Below are 17,071 nucleotides of genomic sequence, written 5' to 3'. Positions count from 1 at the left end.
GTTGATTGCGTCAACTCTGGAGCGCCCCGTTCACAGAGTCAAAAGCCTTTCCCCCTCGCTTCCCAAGTTTCTGCGACATGGGCGTGACATTGCCGAACCATTGACCAATGCCACGCTCCGGTGCATGGAAGGCCCATGCTGATCTACAAAATCTTTCGCCGCCCCGAATGGGATGCCTTCAAAGCCGCCGGGGAAACCCAAGGCGCGCCCATCGACCTGACGGATGGCTATATCCATATCTCGACCGCCCAGCAGGTGGCCGAAACGGCGGCGAAACACTTCGCCACCGAAAGCGATCTGGTTCTGGTTGCCTTGGATGATGCCGCCCTTGGCCCGGCCCTGAAATGGGAACCCTCGCGCGGTGGGGCCTTGTTCCCCCATCTTTACCGCAAGCTGAGCATGGCCGATGTCGTCTGGGACAAATCTCTGCCCTTGGGCGCCACTGGCCATATCTTCCCCGAAGGCCTGCTGTGACGACCTTGCTGGAAAAGGCGGGGCTGGCGCTCTTGCACCGGATCGACCCCGAACGCGCCCATCACCTGTCGCTTCTGGCTTTGCGCTCTGGCTTTATGCCTCTGCCCGGCCCCGTCACCAGCACCCGCCTTGCGACCACACTGGCCGGGCTTTCCCTGCCCAACCCCTTGGGATTGGCGGCAGGCTATGACAAGAACGCCGAAGCCCTGCCCGCCCTGATGCGCGCCGGTTTCGGCTTTGTCGAAGTCGGCGCCGCAACCCCCCGCCCACAGCCCGGCAACCCGAAGCCCCGCTTGTTCCGCCTGACCGAAGATCAGGCCGTCATCAACCGCTTCGGCTTTAACAACCAAGGGGCCGAGGCCATCGCCGCCCGTCTGGCCGCAAGGCCAAAGGGCGTGCCCGTCGGCCTGAACCTTGGGGCCAACAAGGACAGCACCGACCGCGCCGCCGATTTCGCCCAAGTGCTGACCATCTGCGGCCCCCATGTCGATTTCGCCACCGTCAACGTCTCCTCCCCCAACACCGAAAAGCTGCGTGATCTCCAAGGCCCCGCCGCCCTCACCGCCCTGCTGCAAGGCGTGATGCAGGCCCGTGCCGCCCTGCCCCGGCCCATCCCCATTTTCCTGAAGATCGCGCCCGACCTGACCCCGGCAGAAATCGAAGACATCGCCGACGTCGCCTTGGAAACCGGCCTTTCAGCCATCATCGCCACCAACACCACCCTGTCGCGTCAGGGTCTGAGCAGCATTCACAAGGACGAGACGGGCGGCCTCTCCGGCCAACCCCTGTTCCAGAAATCAACACGGGTGCTTGCGCAACTTTTCCAAGCCACAGAAGGGCGTATTCCGCTGATTGGTGTGGGTGGGGTTGGCAACGCCGAGCAGGCCTATGCCAAAATCAAGGCTGGGGCCTCTGCCGTGCAGATATACAGCGCTATGGTCTGGCAAGGGCTTTCGCTCGTCAAGGAAGTCGCAACGACTCTCGACCAACTTTTGGCAAGGGACGGACACAGCAGCATCCAAACAGCCATCGGGACCGAAAGTCACCTCTGGCTTTGATAATTCCATCGCTGATTTGGCGACATACGACAGAAACAACCCGCTCCGCATCGAAGCGTTGGATGCCGCTTGATGTCCATCCGATCAGGTGTTCAGCTTGGCCTCAATCGCCGCAAGCCGCGCGGCCAGCGCCGTATTTTCCTCGCGTGCCTTCGCAGCCATTTCCCGCACGGCATCGAACTCTTCCCGCGTCACGAAATCACGGTCGGCCATCCAGCGGTCGATCCAGCTTTTCATCGCCGTTTCCGCCTCGGTCTTGGCCCCCTGCGCCACGCCCATCGCATTGGTCATCAGTTGCGACATGTCGTCCAGAAACTTGTTGCGCCCCTGCATTGCGGCTCTCCCTATCACCTTTGCGCCAATATGGCCCTGATGCCCCCCACCCGCAAGGCAGGCCGGTTGACTTCCCCCCCTGCCCGCCCGAAAACCGGCGCAATCGCAGACGGCCCGGCGCAAAACAGTGGACAGCATGAACGGCATTCCCTTTCCGAACCTTTCGCCCGATTTGTTCGCCATTGACATCGGCGGTTTCCATCTGGCGCTGCGCTGGTATGCCTTGGCCTATATCTTTGGCCTGCTGATCGCCTGGTGGCTGATCGCCCGCGCTTTGCGTCGCACGCGGCTTTGGGCAAGCGACCCGCCGATGACCAAGGATCAGTTGGAACAACTGGTCACTTGGGCCATCGTCGGCGTCATTCTGGGCGGTCGCGTGGGATTCATGCTGTTCTATCAACCCGGCTATTACCTCGCCAATCCGGGGCAGATCCTGCAAGTCTGGAATGGCGGCATGTCGTTTCATGGCGGTTTTGCCGGGGTCGTTCTGGCCTGCTGGCTGTTCTTCCGGCGCGAAGGGATCGACCCGCTGAAAGGGGCCGATCTGATTGCCATGGCCACGCCCCCGGCCCTGCTGCTGGGGCGGCTGTCAAATTTTGTGAATGCCGAACTTTGGGGTCGCCCGACCGATCTGCCTTGGGGCGTGATCTTTCCGGGTGAAGCGGCGCAGAATTGCGCAGGCCTTGTCGCGGGCACCTGCGCACGCCACCCCAGCCAATTGTATGAGGCGGCATTGGAAGGCCTGCTTTTGGGCATCGTCCTGCTGTGGGCCGTCTGGCGCGGCGGCTTCCTGCGCTATCCGGGCCGCGTCATGGGGATGTTTCTGGCAGGCTATGGGCTGGCACGCTTTGCCGTCGAATTCGTCCGTCAGCCTGATCCGCAGTTCATCAGCGAAGGCAACCCTTTGGGTCTGGCCTTCCATCTGGGCGGCTGGGGCCTGACCATGGGGCAGATCCTGTCTCTGCCGATGATCCTTGTCGGCCTGTATTTCATTCTTAGGGCCAAGCATGACCCCGCTTGAGGATCTGCTGATCCGCCGGATCGCGGCCACCGGGCCGATGACGCTGCATGATTATATGGCCGAATGCCTACTGAACCCGGAGCATGGCTACTACACCACCCGCCAGCCCTTTGGTGCGACGGGCGACTTCACCACAGCGCCCGAGATCAGCCAGATGTTCGGCGAATTGCTGGGGCTTTGTTTGGCGCAGGCTTGGCTGGATCAAGGATCCCCCTCGCCCTTTACGCTGGCAGAGCTTGGCCCCGGTCGCGGCACGCTGATGGCCGACATCCTGCGCGCGACGCGGGGCGTGCCTGGCCTCCATCAGGCGGCCGAGGTCTGGCTGGTCGAGGCCTCGCCTGCCCTGCGCCAAACGCAGCGCCAAGCTTTGGGGCAACATCCGGCGCAATGGGCGGATCAGGCGGATAACCTGCCCGATCAACCCCTGTTCCTGATCGCCAACGAATTCTTTGACGCCCTGCCCATTCGCCAGTTCCACCGCGCTCCAGACGGATGGGAAGAAACGATGATGGGCCTAAAAGACGGCCAATTGACCCTTGGCCGCAACCCGGCCCTGCCCGTCGCAGCACTGGATCATCGGTTGGCGGATACGCAATCCGGGCAGATCGTCGAAATCTGCCCTGCTGCGCCCGCCATTCTGTCGGCCATCACCCGCCGCCTGGCCAAGGGCTTGGCCTTGATCATCGACTATGGCGATTGGCGGTCGTTGGGCGACACGGTGCAGGCTCTTGCCCGACATCAGAGGGTGCCTGTCACCCAAAGCCCCGGACAGGCCGACATCACCGCCCATGTCGATTTTCAGGCACTAGTGCCCCCGGGCCTAGCTTATCGCTACACCACCCAAGGGGCGCTGCTTTCTGCGCTGGGCATCGCCCAAAGGTCCGAAAAATTGGCAGCGAAACTGCATGGCCCCGCCCTTGAAAACCACCGAGCCGCAACCCGCCGCTTGACCGGGGCCACAGAAATGGGGACGCTGTTCAAGGCACTGGCCCTGTTCCCGGCCGACGCCCCGCCGCCCGCAGGATTTCCCGATGCTTGAAATCATCACCAGCGATGCCCTTTCGCCCATCCGCCACGGGTTCTTTACCCGCAAGGGCGGCGCTTCTTCGGGCATCTTTGCTGGGCTGAACTGCGGCACGGGATCTTCGGACCTTGCCGAAGTGGTGCAGATCAACCGCGCCCGCGTGGCCGAGGCTATGGGTGTTCCGCTTTCCCACCTAGCCAATGTGCATCAGGTGCATTCGCCCACCGTCGTCACCCTGACCGCACCGCAGCCCGAAGGCCTGCCGAAGCCACAGGCCGATGCCTTGGTGACGGCCACCCCCGGCATCGCCCTTGCCGTGCTGACCGCCGATTGCCAGCCGGCCCTGTTCGCTGATCCTGTCGCCGGGATCATTGGGGCAGCCCATGCCGGCTGGCGCGGCACGATGGACGGCGTGCTGGAGGCAACGGTGGACGCGATGGAGAAATTGGGCGCGCAGCGTGAAAACATCCGCGTGGCGATCGGCCCCACCATCAGCCAACGCGCCTATGAAGTCGGCCCCGAATTCGTCGAACGCTTTGTCGATGACGACCGCGACAACGCCCGCTTTTTTGCGCAAGGCAACGGCGACCGGGCGCTGTTTGACTTGCCGGGCCTTGCTCTGCATCGGCTGCGCGCCCATGGCGTCGGTCATGCCGAATGGACGCGCCATTGCACTTTTTCCGATGCCGAACGATTCTTTTCCTACCGCCGCACCACCCATGCCGGTGAGGCCGATTATGGCCGCCTAATTTCGACCATCCGGCTTTAGGCGTAAACGTTTCACAACTGCGGCACGCCCCTGCCCCAAGCTTGCCCCAAATCCCCGTGACAAGGGGATATCGAAATGGGGTGGGACCAGTGCAACAACTTTCCGTTAAACGCCGCTGGATGCGGTCAATCATCATCACCAGCCGCCGCAGCGTTGGCCTCACGCGCAGTCTGCGCCAGTCGCCCCGCAGCGACGAGGCCCATCCAGACCTCGCCGAAGCAATGCGCGAACGGCAAAAGCTGCGCCGCTTGCACTGAATCGGCGAAACCAACGACTTTCATCGCTTTCAACCTGTGCGTGAAAAGAAAACGTCGCTGATTTTCATCAAATTTTTGAACATTTGATCAGAATCAGAAATCTTTCAACAGTTTCAGAGCGTTGAAGGAATTTGACAAATCTGCCGCGGTCAAGCGGAATTTTGACAAATCTTAATCTTTCTGGCATACATGCCTGCGAAGGCTCTCGATGGTTGCTTTTCGGCCACGGGATCAGTGTCAGAATGGCGACCCCCGGTGCGATCCTCTGCGCACCATCTCAGGGGTCGCCTTTTCCGTTCATATCTGCCGTGCCGCTCTTGCCTCTACCACGTCGAAGGGAACGCCAGGCTCATCCTTGGCACAGCGGATCACGAGGCTGGTTTTGACGCTGGCAACATTCTCGGCCGATGTCAGTTTTTCGGTCAGAAATGTCTGAAAACTGGACAGGTCGGGGGCAACACATTTCAGAATAAAGTCGATCTCTCCATTCAGCATATGACACTCCCGGACCAGCGACCAAGAACGCGCCTGCGCCTCGAAGGCCATCAGGTCCGTTTCCGCCTGCGACTTCAGACGGACCATGGCGAAAACCCCAACCTCAAAACCCAGATCGCGGGCATTCACATCGGCATGATAACCCTTGATCAACCCGGCCTCTTCCAAGGCACGCACACGGCGCAGACAGGGCGGTGCCGAAATGCCCACCCGGCTGGCCAACTCGACATTGGTCATCCGACCATCGGCCTGCAATTCGGCCAATATCTTACGGTCGATGGCGTCGAGTTTCTGTCCGGGCATGAGGCTTTCCTTTTCAACAGCGTGTAGGATTACCTTTCTCGATCGCCAATCGCAAGAATGTTTCGCTGTCACGCAAGAAACGAACGTCATGCGCGGCAAGCATGACCGCAATTCCGGGGCTTTCGGGCGCCGCCCGGCTAACCTATATCGGATCAGCCAAAACGAAAGGTGCGCCCATGTCGACCCGCCACACCCGCCTGCTGATCATCGGTTCTGGCCCCGCAGGCTATACCGCCGCCGTCTATTCGGCGCGGGCAATGCTGAACCCGATTCTGGTGCAGGGCTTGCAACCCGGCGGGCAACTGACGATCACGACCGAGGTGGAAAACTGGCCGGGCGAGAGCCACGTGCAAGGCCCCGACCTGATGGAGCGGATGGAAGAGCATGCCAAGGCGATGGGGGCCGAGATCATCAGCGACTACATCACTAGTCTGGACCTGTCGGCGCGGCCCTTCACCGCGAAGGCCGATAGCGGCACGACCTATACCGCCGATGCGGTGATTTTGGCGACGGGGGCGCAGGCGAAATGGCTGGGGCTACCTTCGGAAGAGAAATTCAAAGGGTTTGGCGTTTCGGCCTGCGCAACCTGTGACGGGTTCTTTTACCGTGGCAAAGAGATTGTGGTCATCGGTGGCGGGAATACCGCTGTTGAGGAAGCGCTGTTCCTGACGAATTTTGCCAGCAAGGTGACGCTGATCCACCGGCGCGACAGCCTGCGGGCGGAAAAGATCATGCAGGACCGGCTGTTCAAACATCCCAAGGTCTCGGTGGTCTGGAATTCCGAAGTGACCGAGGTTCTGGGCGACACCGCCCCCCTCGGCGTTACCGGCGTTCGGGCGCGGAATGTCCAGACGGGCGAGGAAACGGTGATCCCCTGCGCCGGGTTCTTTGTGGCCATCGGCCATGCGCCGGCCAGTGAATTGGTGAAAGACCAGCTGGAGCTGCACAACGGCGGCTACGTCAAGGTCGAACCGGGCACAACCCGCACCTCGATTCCCGGTGTCTTTGCGGCGGGCGATCTGACCGACCATGTCTATCGTCAGGCCGTGACCAGCGCCGGAATGGGCTGCATGGCGGCGCTGGATGCGGAAAAATTTCTGGCGGGGCATTAAGAACATTTGCCGCCCAACACCCCGACCTGCGGCGCAGGTCGGGAAACTGACCTATTTTGCCTTCTGGGGCTGGAAACCCGTTCCAAATCCCCCATCGCCCCCGCATTTTCCGCCCTATTTCCGCCGATCCTTGCCGCCAGCGCTTGAAAACCCTGCAAAGTAAGGAGTAAACGCCCCGCCAAAGGCCCCTTTCGGGGCAGATTTGCATTCGTGAAAGGCACGACACAGATGGTTCCTTCCAACCACGCCCCGATTCCCGAACTTTACGTTTCACCCGAGGCCGCAAAGGCGCTCAAGAATGACGCAGGTGCGATGCCTTCGTGGGATCTGTCGGCCCGTCAGATCTGCGATCTGGAACTCTTGATGAACGGCGGCTTTTATCCGCTGAAAGGCTTCCTGACCGAGGCCGATTACAATGGCGTCGTCCACAACATGCGCACCGCGGACGGTACGCTTTGGCCGATGCCGGTGACGCTGGATGTGTCCGAGGCTTTTGCGGAAAAGGTGGAACCGGGCACCGACATCGCGCTGCGCGATGCCGAGGGCGTCATTCTGGCGGTGATGTCGGTCACCGACAAGTGGACCCCGAACAAAGCGATTGAGGCGGAAAAGGTGTTCGGGGCCGACGATCTGGCCCACCCGGCGGTGAACTATCTGCATAATCAGGCGGGCAAGGTGTATCTGGGCGGCCCGGTCAAGGGGCTGCAAGCGCCCGTCCATTATGATTTCCGTTCGCGCCGCGACACGCCGAACGAGTTGCGCGCCTATTTCAAGAAACTCGGCTGGCAGCGCATTGTCGCCTTCCAGACCCGCAACCCGCTGCACCGCGCGCATCAGGAACTGACCTTCCGCGCCGCCAAAGAGGCTCAGGCCAACCTGCTGATCCACCCCGTCGTCGGCATGACCAAACCGGGCGACGTGGACCATTTCACCCGCGTGCGTTGCTATGAGGCTGTGCTGGACCAATACCCGCAATCGACGACGCACCTGTCGCTCCTGAATCTCGCCATGCGCATGGGTGGCCCGCGTGAGGCGCTTTGGCACGCGATCATCCGCAAGAACCACGGGCTGACCCATTTCATCGTCGGTCGCGACCATGCTGGCCCCGGCAAGAACTCGGCGGGGAAAGACTTCTATGACCCCTATGCCGCGCAGGTTCTGGTGGCCGAACATCAGAAAGAAATCGGCATCGAAATGGTCGATTTCAAGCAGATGGTCTACGTGCAGGAACGCGCCCAGTATTTCCCGGTGGACGAAGTGCCGGAAGGCACCACCGTTCTGGACATCAGTGGCACCGAACTGCGCCGCCGCCTGCGCGAAGGTCTGGAAATCCCGGAATGGTTCAGCTTCCCCGAAGTGGTGAAACAACTGCGCCGCACCTCGCCTGCGCGTGACAAGCAGGGCTTTACCGTTTTCTTCACCGGCTTGTCGGGTTCGGGCAAATCGACGATTGCCAACGCGCTGATGGTCAAGCTGATGGAGATGGGGGGTCGCCCGGTTACCCTGCTGGACGGTGATGTGGTGCGTAAACATCTGTCCTCGGAACTGGGGTTCAGCAAGGAACACCGCGACATCAACATCAAGCGGATCGGCTATGTTGCGTCCGAGATCACCAAGAACGGCGGCATCGCCATCTGCGCGCCGATTGCGCCCTATACCGCAACGCGTCGCGCTGTGCGTGAGATGATCGAAAACTACGGCGCTTTCATCGAAGTGCATGTGGCGACAAGCGTCGAGGAATGCGAACGCCGCGACCGGAAGGGCCTGTATAAACTGGCGCGTGAAGGCAAGATCAAGGAGTTCACCGGGATCAGCGATCCCTACGAAATCCCGACCAAGGCCGAACTTGTGGTCGAAACGGAAAACGCCGAGGTCGACAACTGCGCCCAACAGGTGATCCTGAAACTGGAAAGCATGGGCCTGATCAAGGCCTGATCTTTAAAGAAGATGCAAAAGGCCGCCCTGTGACGTCGGGGCGGCCCTTGTTTTTTGGGGACAGCCGGGTCAGTGAGGAGCATGACTCGTCCGACCTACATCACTTTGTCTTCGATCCCGCCGCGCTTTCCCTTTTTGGGGCCAATTTTGCAGACATTGGTCGATCAGCAGGGGGCTAGTGCCCCCGTCCTGCTGTTCATACCCGAAAGCTATCGCCGCTTTCCTGATTGGGATGGAACCTTGCCGAAGGTGCCAGCGGGGGTAACGATTGTCCGCTGCGCGCAGGATCATGGTCCCGCGACCAAGGTTTTGCCGGCCCTGCAACGCTTTGCTGGACAAGAGGTAAACATCCTCTTTTGCGATGATGACAACCTATACCCCGCCGACTGGCTGGCCACATTTCTGCTCGCGGCCCAAGATCGCCCCGAAGTCGCGCTCTGCGCCCATGGAGCTGAACTGAACTCGTTGTTTGGTCGCACCCGGCCACCCCATCGCCTACCTCGGGCCGAGCGATGGGAAACCGACGAACTGGCGGCCCATCTGACTCAGAGCCGCCCGCCCCTGCCGCTGGCCAAACCTCTGTTCAAATCCAGTGGATTTACCGACACGCTGCTTGGCCGTGGTGGCGTTCTGATCTGCCCGAAATTCTTTGACTCGGGTATCTTTGATCTGCCGCCGGTGATCTGGACCGTCGATGATTTTTGGCTGTCTGGCCACTTGGAACTGCGCGACATCCCCATCTGGGTCGATCACCGCATTCCGAACCCCATGACCCATCCTTGCATGCATCTCGTGCGCCCGTTGCTGCACGATACCATTGAAAATCACGACCGTTGGGCAGCCAACAAGGCCTGCGTAAACTGGTTCCGCCAAGAAAAAGGTATCTGGCAACCAGGAGCACCCGATGAAATTTCTTCAGGGCGGCCCAGAACGACGATAAAAAAACCTAGGCCCAAACCTCCAACTCTCAGACAGCGTCTCAGACGCCGGCTGAAACGGCTGGTCAGTGGGCGTTAACGGGCGACAGATCATTCTGCAACGCTAGAGCAAAGGCCATCTGCCGGTCCACCACCAGTGCCAGACGTTCCCCATTCGGGCGATGCACCGAATACAGCGTATCGTGCCCCTCCGCCTGTTCCTGAATCTCTTCCGGCAGATCCGCGACTTTCACCGCCCGCACATAGACGATAGGGGCCTCGCCACCCGGAAGCGCGTTGAATTTCGTCTGCATGGTCTATCCTTTCTTGCCTGCGGAACGGATCGCGATGGTCTGCACCACCGTATCCGGCACCACCCGTTTCAGATCGACGTGCAACAGCCCGTGTTCGCTGAAGGCCCCTGCCACCTCAACCCCATCTGCCAGCACAAAGGCCCGCTGAAAGGCCCGAGCGGCAATGCCCCGATGCAGAAAGACGCGCCCCTGTTCATCCTCGCCCTGACGGCCGCGAATGACCAATTGACGATCTTCCACCGTGATCTGCAGGTCATCCTCGCGGAAACCGGCCACGGCCAAGGTGATGCGATAGGCGTTTTCGCTGACGGCTTCGATGTTGAAAGGAGGATAGCTGTCCCCCGAGGATTTGACCGCCCGTTCGACAAGGCGTTCCAGCTGGTCAAAGCCCAGCAGATAAGGATGGGCCCCGAAGGTCAATTTCGTCATGCGTGCGTCCTTGCATCAAGCGACTGTTCACGTCGGCCACCCGCTTTCCGGCATGACCTTGTCTTGAATATGGGGGGCGGATTTCAGCCGTGCAAGCCCGCATCCACTTGAATAGGGCCAATTAGACCCCAGATCATTTTCGCCACGGATCAAATTCCGCTATAGTGCATTTGCAAAGGGCGCGCCCTTTGCAATGTGCCAGCGATTCGGAAAGCCTGCCGCCATGAATGCATCGATGGAACTGAACCTGGAAGAGATGCTGCGCATCAAGCTGGAGGTTCTGCGCCGGGAACATCGTGATCTGGACGAAGCGGTCCACGCCCTTGAAACCTCGGGCCGCCCCGATGTGCTGACCCTGCGGCGGCTGAAAAAGCAAAAGCTGGCGCTGAAGGATCACATCGTCAAGATCGAGGATCAGTTGATCCCCGACATCATCGCCTGATCAGCCGCGCGCCGCCGCGCGCAAGACGCGATCCAGCACATCCAGAAACCTCGACCGGTCGGCCTTGCCAAAGGCTTTGCCACCGCCCTGCCTGAAAGGGTCAGCGCTGCGCAAGTCAGCCATCAGGTCGCGCATCGCCAATACATTCCCGATGTTCGCCCGCGTCAGTTCCTCGCCATTGTGCTTGACCACCCGTGCGCCGTTTTCCACACAGCGCGCCGCCAGCGGAATATCCCCCGTCACCACCACCGCGCCCGGCCGCGCCTGTTCGGCGATCCATTTGTCGGCCTCGTCCAGTCCAGCACCGACGAAAACACTTTCCACCAACGGGTTCGCCGAAGGCCGGATGCCGCCGTTCGACACTAGCACCATCCTCACGCCCAAACGCGTCGCCACCCGTTCCGCCTCGGCCTTCACCGGGCAGGCATCGGCGTCAATCAAAAGCACTGCGTCCATCATCCCCCGCCGATCAGCGCCCCCGCTGCAAAGACCAGTGCGCCCCCCAGAACCACCTGCAATGCCGCCCGCAGGAATGGGGTTTCCATATAGCGATTCTGGATCCATGCAATGGCCCAAAGTTCGACAAAGACCACCACCATCGCCACTGTCGTTGCGGTCCAGAAATCGGGGATCAGATAGGGCAAGGCATGGCCAAGGCCGCCCAGCATCGTCATGACGCCGCTGGCAAAGCCCCGTTTCCATGGGGAACCCCGCCCCGACAGCACGCCATCATCATGCGCGGCTTCGGTAAAGCCCATCGAAATGCCCGCACCCACCGATGCTGCCAGCCCCACCAGAAAAGTCGTCCAAGTGTTTTGTGTCGCGAAAGCGGTCGCAAAGATGGGGGCCAAAGTGCTGACCGACCCGTCCATCAGCCCTGCCAGACCCGGCTGCACCCATGTCAGGATGAACTGACGCCGCTCGCCCTGATCCTCTGCCGCGCGCGCACCCCCGTCCAGATGCTCACCCTCCAGCGCCTCGGCCCTTGTCTCATGTCCCGCCTCGGCTGCGGCCAGATCACCCAGCAGCCGCCGTGTCGCCGCATCGCTGGCCCGTGCCGCCGCTTGTTCATAAAAGCGTTGCGCCTGCACCTCCATCGCCCGCGCCTCGGCCCGGATCGCCGCCAGCCCAAGCGATTGGTTCAGCCAAACGGGACGGCGCGCATAAAACCCCGCCACATGTTCCCGGCGGATCAGCGGGATCACCTCACCGAACCGCGCCCGATGCAGGTCGATCAGCCGCTGCCGATGCCCGTCCTCCTCAGCCGCCATGCCGTCAAAGACCGCCGCCGAGGCTGGATACTCCTCCCGCAGCCTTTCCGCATAGGTGCGATAGATCCTTGCATCGTCCTCCTCCGACGAAATGGCCAAGGCCAAGACTTCCTGTTCCGACAGATCGGAAAAACGACGGCGTGATGCGAGACCGGGCAGCATTGAAACCTCTTAGAATGTTTCTAAGTTATACCCGTGGCCCAAAGCCGCAACCCCAATTCCGCAGCGGTAGGCTTGCCGCAACGGGTTTCACTCGCTACGCTCACGGGAAAGAGAGCAGATCATGACCGCCGTCGTCGAAAAAATCCATCGCGGACGCAAGTTCGATCAGGTGCTGCAAGGTGCCCGAACCGTGTTTTTGCGGGATGGTTATGAACGCGCTTCGGTCGATGACATCGCGCGTGAGGCCGGGGTCAGCAAGGCCACGCTTTACGCCTATTTCCCAGATAAGCGTCTGTTGTTCCTTGAGATTGCGCTGACGGAATGCACGCGCCAAACCGAACAGGCCGCAGCCGAGGTTGAAGACGACCGTCCCGCGCGCGAGGTTTTGCTAGAGGCCGCGCAGAAGATCGCCGAATTCAAACTGTCGGATTTCGGTTTGCAGATGTATCGAATCGCCGTCAGCGAGGCTGAGAAATTTCCTCAGATCGGGCGGGCGTTTTATGAGACCGGTCCGCAGGCGGGCTGCGGGTTGCTGTGCAACTATTTGCGGCAGGCGGTGGACCGCGGCGAATTGGTGATTGAGGATCTCGATTTGGCCGCGAACCAGTTTGTCGAACTGTGCAAGGCGGGGCTGTTCAACGAACGTCTGCTGGGGGTGGATCGCAAGACCACCGCCAAGGCCATCGAGAAAACGGCGAAAGCGGCGGTTGAGATGTTCATGGCGCGCTATGGTGCCAAGGTGGACGCCTAGGACCTCAAGCCTTGTCGCGCACGACAAGGCTGTTGCCGCTGCCCTGCTTCACCTCGAACCGACCCGTCTTTGTTAGAAGATCCGACAATTTGGCGCTGCCATAGGTGCGTGAATCGAAATCAGGCTTTGCTTTCACGATGAACTGGCCAATCTGCCCCAACCCAAACCATTCCTGATCCGGGTCAATTTTCTTCATCGCATCAAGAACTAAAGGGATAACCTTGGAAGGTGGATCTTTCTTCGGGGCTTCTGCCATTGGCACCTGAGTTGGCGCTTCGGCTTTTTTCTCCTGTCCCGCCGCAAGCTTCGGATTTGGCTTTGGCGGTGGGGACAATTCCTTCGGATGGTCATCCAAAGTCGTAATATTCTCAATCAACACAAAACGATTGCAAACATTTCGCAAAGATTCCGGTGTCTTCGCCTCGCCAATGCCAATCACCTCCAGCCCGTCTTCGCGGATGCGGCTGGCCAGTCGGGTGAAATCACTGTCCGAGGATACCAACACAAATCCATCCACCTTGCCCCGGTGCAGAATGTCCATCGCATCAATCACAAGGCCGATGTCGGACGCATTCTTGCCCTTGGTGTTGGCCGATTGCTGATGCATGACCAGCCCCAACTCCCGCGCCTGTTCCTTCCAAGCTGAAAGCGCGGAACTGGACCAATCGCCATAAACCCGCCGCAGGCTGGGTTCGCCAAAGGCCGTAATCTCACGCAGTATCGCCCCAGCATGGCGCGCGGGGACGTTGTCTGCGTCGATCAGAACCGCCAAGAGCTTGGCATCGGCCATGGCGGTCCCCTTCGCTTACTTCAATTCCGAGACGTTGCGGATCACAGTGCCCAGCAGCCCATATTCCTTGGCCTTGTCAGTGGTCAGCCAGAAATCGCGGGCGGTGTCTTTTTCGATCTGCTCAGGCGTCTGGCCGGTGGCTTCGGCGAACAACACATGGAAGCGGTCGCGCATCTGGCGGATCTGTTCGGCCTGAATGGCCATGTCGGAAACCTTGCCATAGATCCCGCCCGAGGGTTGGTGCAGCAGGAACCGCGTGTTGGGCAGACAATAACGGTTGGCCTTGTCAGCGCCCACAAAGATCAAAGCACCCGCACTGGCGACCCAACCCGAACCGATGGTGCGCACCGTCGGTTTGATGAACTTGATCATGTCATGGACCATGTCACCGCTTTCGACATGACCGCCGGGCGAAGAGATGAACATATTGATCGGCTTTTCGGCGTTGTCCTCGGCCAGGGCCAAAAGCTGCGAGGCGACACGGGCCGCCAGCTTGTCGTTGATTTCGCCGGTGATGACGATGGAACGGGTCTTGAAGAACATCGCCTCGGCCATGCCGGGCTTATCGTCCTTTTCATCCTTGGCGGGGGCGTCGTCGTCCATACGGTTGAACAGCATCGGTCAGGCCTTTCCATCGCGTGTTTCGGCTAAGCTAAGGGCTTTGCGGGGGAAGGTGAAGGGGGCATGACCCCCTTAGTAAACCACCACGCCCCGGATGCTTTCGCCGCGCTTCATCAGCTCGAACCCTTTGTTGATGTCGTCCAGCCCCATCGTATGGGTAATCATCGGGTCGATCTGGATTTTGCCGTCCATATACCAATCGACGATCTTGGGCACATCCGTCCGCCCCCGCGCGCCGCCAAAGGCGGTGCCTTTCCAGACGCGCCCCGTCACCAGTTGGAAGGGCCGGGTTTCGATGACGGCCCCCGCCGGGGCCACGCCGATGATGATCGACTGGCCCCAGCCGCGATGGGTGCATTCCAGGGCGTCGCGCATGACTTGCACGTTGCCGGTGCAGTCAAAGGAATAATCCGCCCCGCCGATCTGATCGAAGGGGGTCTTTGTCATGTTGACGATGTGTTGGACAACCGAGCCTTCGATTTCCCTGGGGTTGACGAAATGCGTCATCCCGAAGCGTTCGCCCCAGCCCTTGCGGTCATTGTTGATATCGACGCCGATGATCATATCGGCCCCGGCCAGCCGCAGGCCCTGAATGACGTTCAGGCCGATGCCACCCAGGCCATAGACCACGGCCTTGGCCCCAATCTCCACCTTGGCCGTGTTGATCACCGCGCCGACGCCTGTCGTCACGCCACAGCCGATGTAGCAGATCTTGTCGAAAGGCGCGTCTTCCCGCACCTTCGCCAGCGCGATTTCCGGCAGCACCGTATGGTTCGCAAAGGTGGAACAGCCCATGTAGTGGTGAATGGGTGTCCCATCCAGCATGCTGAAACGGGTGGTTCCGTCGGGCATCATCCCCTGACCTTGGGTTGCGCGGATCGCGGTGCAAAGGTTGGTCTTGCGCGACAGGCAGGACGGGCACTGGCGGCATTCCGGCGTGTACAGCGGAATCACATGGTCGCCCGGTTTCAGGCTGGTCACGCCCGGTCCGCATTCCAGAACAATCCCTGCCCCTTCATGCCCCAGAATGGCGGGAAACAACCCTTCGGGATCGGCACCCGACAGGGTGAATTCGTCGGTGTGGCAAATCCCAGTCGCCTTCACCTCGATCAGAACCTCGCCCCATTTTGGGCCCTCCAGATTCACTTCCATCACTTCAAGCGGTTTGCCGGGGGCAAGGGCGACGGCGGCACGGGTGCGCATGGGGCTGATCCTCCAAAGGTTTCCCAAGGGATGGGCGAAACCTCGCGGCTTTGCAACGCAGGAATCGACCTGATCCTTGCCAGACGCGCCCCGACCGTGGTGAACTGAGGAAAGATCATCAGAAAGGCCCGCCATGCGCCGATCCGTTTTCCTTGTCGCAGCCCTTGGTCTGGCGGCTTGCACGGCCACCGCTGAAACCCCACCCGACACTTGTGGGGCCGTCGCCCGCGCCAATCTTGTCGGCCAGCCGGGACGCCTTTTGGAAGAAATGTCGTCGATCCAAGGCACCGTCCGCTTGATCCCACCGGGTGCTGCCATTACCGAGGATTACAGCGAAACCCGGCTGAACGCCGATCTGGATGACCAGGGCCGGATTGTCCGGCTTTGGTGTGGTTGAAAGGAATTTCTATGCGCAAACTGTTTCTGGCCCTGCCCTTGGCCTTGGCCGCCTGTATGCCCGCGACGGGCGGCGACGAACCCGGTCAAACCCCTGCCACCCCAGGCGAGACGCCCGATGCTTGTGGTGCAAGCGGCCTGCAATCCCTGATCGGTCGGAAAGAGGCGGTGCTGGAAACCATGCGCTTTTCCCAGCCGATGCGGGTCATCCAGCCCGGCACGATGGTCACGATGGATTTTCAGGAAAACCGCGTGAACTTCAACATCGACGACACGGGTTTCATCACCAGCGTCACCTGCGGCTGAACGAACAGCCCCCGGCACCACAACAGGGCCGGGGGCCAAATCAAAGGGCGTTAATTCTGCGCGCGATACAGCGTATGGCAATCCTTGCAGGTGCCGCCAATCGCGCCCATGCCCGCACCGATGCCCTCGGCACTGGCCACATCCATCCCCTCAGCCGCGGCTTTCAAAGCGTCACCCTTGGCGACAAAATCGGCCCAATTCGTCCAGATCTCGGGCTTGGACTCGGTTTCCTCTCCCTCGGCAGGCGGCGCTTCAAAGGTGGCTGCGATCTTTCCCGCCCCTTCCACCAGCGCGAGTTTCGCCGCCTCAGCCGCAGCCTGATCATAGGCCACATCGCCGCCCGCCATCTGGCCCAAAGTCTTGGCCGCCGCGCCGAAGGATTTCATCAATTCCTCCCGCGGCGTATCGGCAAAAGCCGCCCCACCCGCAACAACACCGACAAGCACAAGGGATTTCAGCAGTTTCATTCTGGCTTCCTTTCAGGTGGCCCAAACATGGGCTGATCCTAAACAAAGCCGGGCCTCTCGCGCTACAGACCAAAGTCCGAACCGCATGATTTCACGCGATTGTCATCCGCTATCATGCTGCACTGAAAAATTCGGGAATTTTTTGGTCGGAGCGAGAGGATTCGAACCTCCGACCCCCTGCTCCCGAAGCAGGTGCGCTACCAGACTGCGCTACGCTCCGA

The 17,071-nt window shown here is 60.6% G+C and carries 23 protein-coding genes and 1 tRNA gene; 12 read left to right on the top strand and 12 right to left on the bottom strand.

Annotated elements, in window-relative coordinates:
• The first annotated feature begins 135 nt into the window (after positions 1 to 135).
• Positions 136 to 474: a DUF952 domain-containing protein gene (locus IE095_RS03470; protein ID WP_189410236.1), complete on the top strand. Its 339-nt coding sequence runs from the start codon at positions 136 to 138 to the stop codon at positions 472 to 474.
• A complete protein-coding gene (locus tag IE095_RS03465; protein ID WP_373295391.1) occupies positions 471 to 1,532 on the top strand; it encodes a quinone-dependent dihydroorotate dehydrogenase in 1,062 nt (353 codons plus the stop codon). Before IE095_RS03470 ends, IE095_RS03465 begins: the two co-directional genes overlap by 4 nt.
• 84 nt (positions 1,533 to 1,616) lie before the next feature.
• On the opposite strand, the gene IE095_RS03460 is transcribed toward IE095_RS03465, so the two are convergent.
• Positions 1,617 to 1,865: an accessory factor UbiK family protein gene (locus IE095_RS03460; RefSeq protein WP_189410235.1), complete on the bottom strand. Its 249-nt coding sequence runs from the start codon at positions 1,863 to 1,865 to the stop codon at positions 1,617 to 1,619.
• A gap of 136 nt (positions 1,866 to 2,001) precedes the next feature.
• Between IE095_RS03460 and lgt the strand changes: the two genes are divergently transcribed.
• Genes lgt through pgeF form a run of 3 tightly spaced genes read left to right on the top strand, consistent with a single transcriptional unit; the run spans position 2,002 to position 4,679 of the window.
• Positions 2,002 to 2,886: a prolipoprotein diacylglyceryl transferase gene (gene lgt, locus IE095_RS03455; protein ID WP_189410234.1), complete on the top strand. Its 885-nt coding sequence runs from the start codon at positions 2,002 to 2,004 to the stop codon at positions 2,884 to 2,886.
• Positions 2,873 to 3,925: a class I SAM-dependent methyltransferase gene (locus IE095_RS03450; protein ID WP_189410233.1), complete on the top strand. Its 1,053-nt coding sequence runs from the start codon at positions 2,873 to 2,875 to the stop codon at positions 3,923 to 3,925. The genes lgt and IE095_RS03450 overlap by 14 nt, the downstream gene beginning before the upstream one ends.
• Complete coding sequence (gene pgeF / locus IE095_RS03445) at positions 3,918 to 4,679, top strand: peptidoglycan editing factor PgeF (protein WP_189410232.1); 762 nt, start codon at positions 3,918 to 3,920, stop codon at positions 4,677 to 4,679. Before IE095_RS03450 ends, pgeF begins: the two co-directional genes overlap by 8 nt.
• 125 nt (positions 4,680 to 4,804) lie before the next feature.
• Here the strand turns inward: pgeF and IE095_RS03440 are convergent, their stop codons facing one another.
• Entirely contained in the window at positions 4,805 to 4,960 is a 156-nt protein-coding gene (locus tag IE095_RS03440; RefSeq protein ID WP_229804467.1) for a hypothetical protein, read from the bottom strand.
• Positions 4,961 to 5,233: 273 nt separating this feature from the next.
• Entirely contained in the window at positions 5,234 to 5,734 is a 501-nt protein-coding gene (locus IE095_RS03435) for an Lrp/AsnC family transcriptional regulator (protein WP_189410230.1), read from the bottom strand.
• Between the two features lie 176 nt (positions 5,735 to 5,910).
• Here IE095_RS03435 and trxB point away from each other — a divergent pair, with 176 nt between their 5' ends.
• The 3 genes from trxB to IE095_RS03420 all read left to right on the top strand — a co-directional run bounded on the left by trxB (position 5,911) and on the right by IE095_RS03420 (position 9,798).
• Positions 5,911 to 6,846 carry a thioredoxin-disulfide reductase gene (trxB, locus tag IE095_RS03430; RefSeq protein ID WP_189410526.1) on the top strand — a complete coding sequence of 312 codons (936 nt, stop codon included), beginning with the start codon at positions 5,911 to 5,913 and terminating at the stop codon, positions 6,844 to 6,846.
• A gap of 228 nt (positions 6,847 to 7,074) precedes the next feature.
• A complete protein-coding gene (locus tag IE095_RS03425; protein ID WP_189410229.1) occupies positions 7,075 to 8,781 on the top strand; it encodes a bifunctional sulfate adenylyltransferase/adenylylsulfate kinase in 1,707 nt (568 codons plus the stop codon).
• Positions 8,782 to 8,862: 81 nt separating this feature from the next.
• The gene (locus IE095_RS03420) at positions 8,863 to 9,798 is read left to right on the top strand and encodes a glycosyltransferase family A protein (protein ID WP_189410228.1); all 936 of its coding nucleotides are present in this window, start codon (positions 8,863 to 8,865) and stop codon (positions 9,796 to 9,798) included.
• Here IE095_RS03420 and IE095_RS03415 read toward each other — a convergent pair.
• Complete coding sequence (locus IE095_RS03415) at positions 9,785 to 10,012, bottom strand: DUF1150 family protein (RefSeq protein WP_189410227.1); 228 nt, start codon at positions 10,010 to 10,012, stop codon at positions 9,785 to 9,787. The genes IE095_RS03420 and IE095_RS03415 overlap by 14 nt on opposite strands.
• Positions 10,013 to 10,015: 3 nt before the next feature.
• Positions 10,016 to 10,441, bottom strand: coding sequence for an Hsp20 family protein (locus tag IE095_RS03410; protein ID WP_189410226.1), 426 nt, complete (start codon positions 10,439 to 10,441; stop codon positions 10,016 to 10,018).
• Positions 10,442 to 10,664: 223 nt separating this feature from the next.
• Between IE095_RS03410 and IE095_RS03405 the strand changes: the two genes are divergently transcribed.
• Complete coding sequence (locus IE095_RS03405; RefSeq protein WP_189410225.1) at positions 10,665 to 10,883, top strand: YdcH family protein; 219 nt, start codon at positions 10,665 to 10,667, stop codon at positions 10,881 to 10,883.
• Here the strand turns inward: IE095_RS03405 and IE095_RS03400 are convergent, their stop codons facing one another.
• Both IE095_RS03400 and mbfA read right to left on the bottom strand, forming a co-directional pair.
• Positions 10,884 to 11,342, bottom strand: coding sequence for a YaiI/YqxD family protein (locus tag IE095_RS03400; protein WP_229804466.1), 459 nt, complete (start codon positions 11,340 to 11,342; stop codon positions 10,884 to 10,886).
• Positions 11,339 to 12,316: an iron exporter MbfA gene (gene mbfA, locus IE095_RS03395; protein ID WP_189410224.1), complete on the bottom strand. Its 978-nt coding sequence runs from the start codon at positions 12,314 to 12,316 to the stop codon at positions 11,339 to 11,341. The genes IE095_RS03400 and mbfA overlap by 4 nt, the downstream gene beginning before the upstream one ends.
• Before the next feature lie 121 nt (positions 12,317 to 12,437).
• Here mbfA and IE095_RS03390 point away from each other — a divergent pair, with 121 nt between their 5' ends.
• Entirely contained in the window at positions 12,438 to 13,067 is a 630-nt protein-coding gene (locus IE095_RS03390; RefSeq protein ID WP_189410223.1) for a TetR/AcrR family transcriptional regulator, read from the top strand.
• Between the two features lie 4 nt (positions 13,068 to 13,071).
• Here the strand turns inward: IE095_RS03390 and IE095_RS03385 are convergent, their stop codons facing one another.
• The 3 genes from IE095_RS03385 to IE095_RS03375 all read right to left on the bottom strand — a co-directional run bounded on the left by IE095_RS03385 (position 13,072) and on the right by IE095_RS03375 (position 15,681).
• The gene (locus IE095_RS03385) at positions 13,072 to 13,857 is read right to left on the bottom strand and encodes an NYN domain-containing protein (protein ID WP_189410222.1); all 786 of its coding nucleotides are present in this window, start codon (positions 13,855 to 13,857) and stop codon (positions 13,072 to 13,074) included.
• A gap of 15 nt (positions 13,858 to 13,872) precedes the next feature.
• A complete protein-coding gene (locus IE095_RS03380) occupies positions 13,873 to 14,475 on the bottom strand; it encodes an ATP-dependent Clp protease proteolytic subunit (protein WP_189410221.1) in 603 nt (200 codons plus the stop codon).
• Between the two features lie 75 nt (positions 14,476 to 14,550).
• Positions 14,551 to 15,681 carry an S-(hydroxymethyl)glutathione dehydrogenase/class III alcohol dehydrogenase gene (locus tag IE095_RS03375; protein WP_189410220.1) on the bottom strand — a complete coding sequence of 377 codons (1,131 nt, stop codon included), beginning with the start codon at positions 15,679 to 15,681 and terminating at the stop codon, positions 14,551 to 14,553.
• Positions 15,682 to 15,814: 133 nt separating this feature from the next.
• Between IE095_RS03375 and IE095_RS03370 the strand changes: the two genes are divergently transcribed.
• Positions 15,815 to 16,078, top strand: coding sequence for an I78 family peptidase inhibitor (locus IE095_RS03370; protein ID WP_189410219.1), 264 nt, complete (start codon positions 15,815 to 15,817; stop codon positions 16,076 to 16,078).
• An 11-nt stretch (positions 16,079 to 16,089) separates the two neighbouring features.
• Complete coding sequence (locus IE095_RS03365; protein ID WP_189410218.1) at positions 16,090 to 16,383, top strand: I78 family peptidase inhibitor; 294 nt, start codon at positions 16,090 to 16,092, stop codon at positions 16,381 to 16,383.
• 50 nt (positions 16,384 to 16,433) lie between these two features.
• Here the strand turns inward: IE095_RS03365 and IE095_RS03360 are convergent, their stop codons facing one another.
• The gene (locus IE095_RS03360; RefSeq protein WP_189410217.1) at positions 16,434 to 16,850 is read right to left on the bottom strand and encodes a c-type cytochrome; all 417 of its coding nucleotides are present in this window, start codon (positions 16,848 to 16,850) and stop codon (positions 16,434 to 16,436) included.
• A gap of 143 nt (positions 16,851 to 16,993) precedes the next feature.
• Positions 16,994 to 17,070 (bottom strand) — tRNA-Pro (locus IE095_RS03355).
• Position 17,071: the final 1 nt, after the last annotated feature.

The organism is Neogemmobacter tilapiae (genome assembly GCF_014652215.1).
Lineage (GTDB): Bacteria > Pseudomonadota > Alphaproteobacteria > Rhodobacterales > Rhodobacteraceae > Neogemmobacter > Neogemmobacter tilapiae.
This window is presented reverse-complemented; position numbering and strand designations above follow the sequence as displayed.

Coding starts and splice junctions, on each gene's coding strand:
- IE095_RS03425 (WP_189410229.1), top strand. CDS start 7,075: ATGGTTCCTTCCAACCACGCCCCGATTCCCGAACTTTACGTTTCACCC.
- IE095_RS03390 (WP_189410223.1), top strand. CDS start 12,438: ATGACCGCCGTCGTCGAAAAAATCCATCGCGGACGCAAGTTCGATCAG.
- IE095_RS03435 (WP_189410230.1), bottom strand. CDS start 5,734: ATGCCCGGACAGAAACTCGACGCCATCGACCGTAAGATATTGGCCGAA.
- trxB (WP_189410526.1), top strand. CDS start 5,911: ATGTCGACCCGCCACACCCGCCTGCTGATCATCGGTTCTGGCCCCGCA.
- IE095_RS03410 (WP_189410226.1), bottom strand. CDS start 10,441: ATGACGAAATTGACCTTCGGGGCCCATCCTTATCTGCTGGGCTTTGAC.
- IE095_RS03415 (WP_189410227.1), bottom strand. CDS start 10,012: ATGCAGACGAAATTCAACGCGCTTCCGGGTGGCGAGGCCCCTATCGTC.
- IE095_RS03440 (WP_229804467.1), bottom strand. CDS start 4,960: ATGAAAGTCGTTGGTTTCGCCGATTCAGTGCAAGCGGCGCAGCTTTTG.
- lgt (WP_189410234.1), top strand. CDS start 2,002: ATGAACGGCATTCCCTTTCCGAACCTTTCGCCCGATTTGTTCGCCATT.
- IE095_RS03370 (WP_189410219.1), top strand. CDS start 15,815: ATGCGCCGATCCGTTTTCCTTGTCGCAGCCCTTGGTCTGGCGGCTTGC.
- mbfA (WP_189410224.1), bottom strand. CDS start 12,316: ATGCTGCCCGGTCTCGCATCACGCCGTCGTTTTTCCGATCTGTCGGAA.
- IE095_RS03450 (WP_189410233.1), top strand. CDS start 2,873: ATGACCCCGCTTGAGGATCTGCTGATCCGCCGGATCGCGGCCACCGGG.
- IE095_RS03380 (WP_189410221.1), bottom strand. CDS start 14,475: ATGCTGTTCAACCGTATGGACGACGACGCCCCCGCCAAGGATGAAAAG.
- IE095_RS03420 (WP_189410228.1), top strand. CDS start 8,863: ATGACTCGTCCGACCTACATCACTTTGTCTTCGATCCCGCCGCGCTTT.
- IE095_RS03405 (WP_189410225.1), top strand. CDS start 10,665: ATGAATGCATCGATGGAACTGAACCTGGAAGAGATGCTGCGCATCAAG.
- pgeF (WP_189410232.1), top strand. CDS start 3,918: ATGCTTGAAATCATCACCAGCGATGCCCTTTCGCCCATCCGCCACGGG.
- IE095_RS03470 (WP_189410236.1), top strand. CDS start 136: ATGCTGATCTACAAAATCTTTCGCCGCCCCGAATGGGATGCCTTCAAA.
- IE095_RS03385 (WP_189410222.1), bottom strand. CDS start 13,857: ATGGCCGATGCCAAGCTCTTGGCGGTTCTGATCGACGCAGACAACGTC.
- IE095_RS03365 (WP_189410218.1), top strand. CDS start 16,090: ATGCGCAAACTGTTTCTGGCCCTGCCCTTGGCCTTGGCCGCCTGTATG.
- IE095_RS03400 (WP_229804466.1), bottom strand. CDS start 11,342: ATGATGGACGCAGTGCTTTTGATTGACGCCGATGCCTGCCCGGTGAAG.
- IE095_RS03360 (WP_189410217.1), bottom strand. CDS start 16,850: ATGAAACTGCTGAAATCCCTTGTGCTTGTCGGTGTTGTTGCGGGTGGG.
- IE095_RS03375 (WP_189410220.1), bottom strand. CDS start 15,681: ATGCGCACCCGTGCCGCCGTCGCCCTTGCCCCCGGCAAACCGCTTGAA.
- IE095_RS03460 (WP_189410235.1), bottom strand. CDS start 1,865: ATGCAGGGGCGCAACAAGTTTCTGGACGACATGTCGCAACTGATGACC.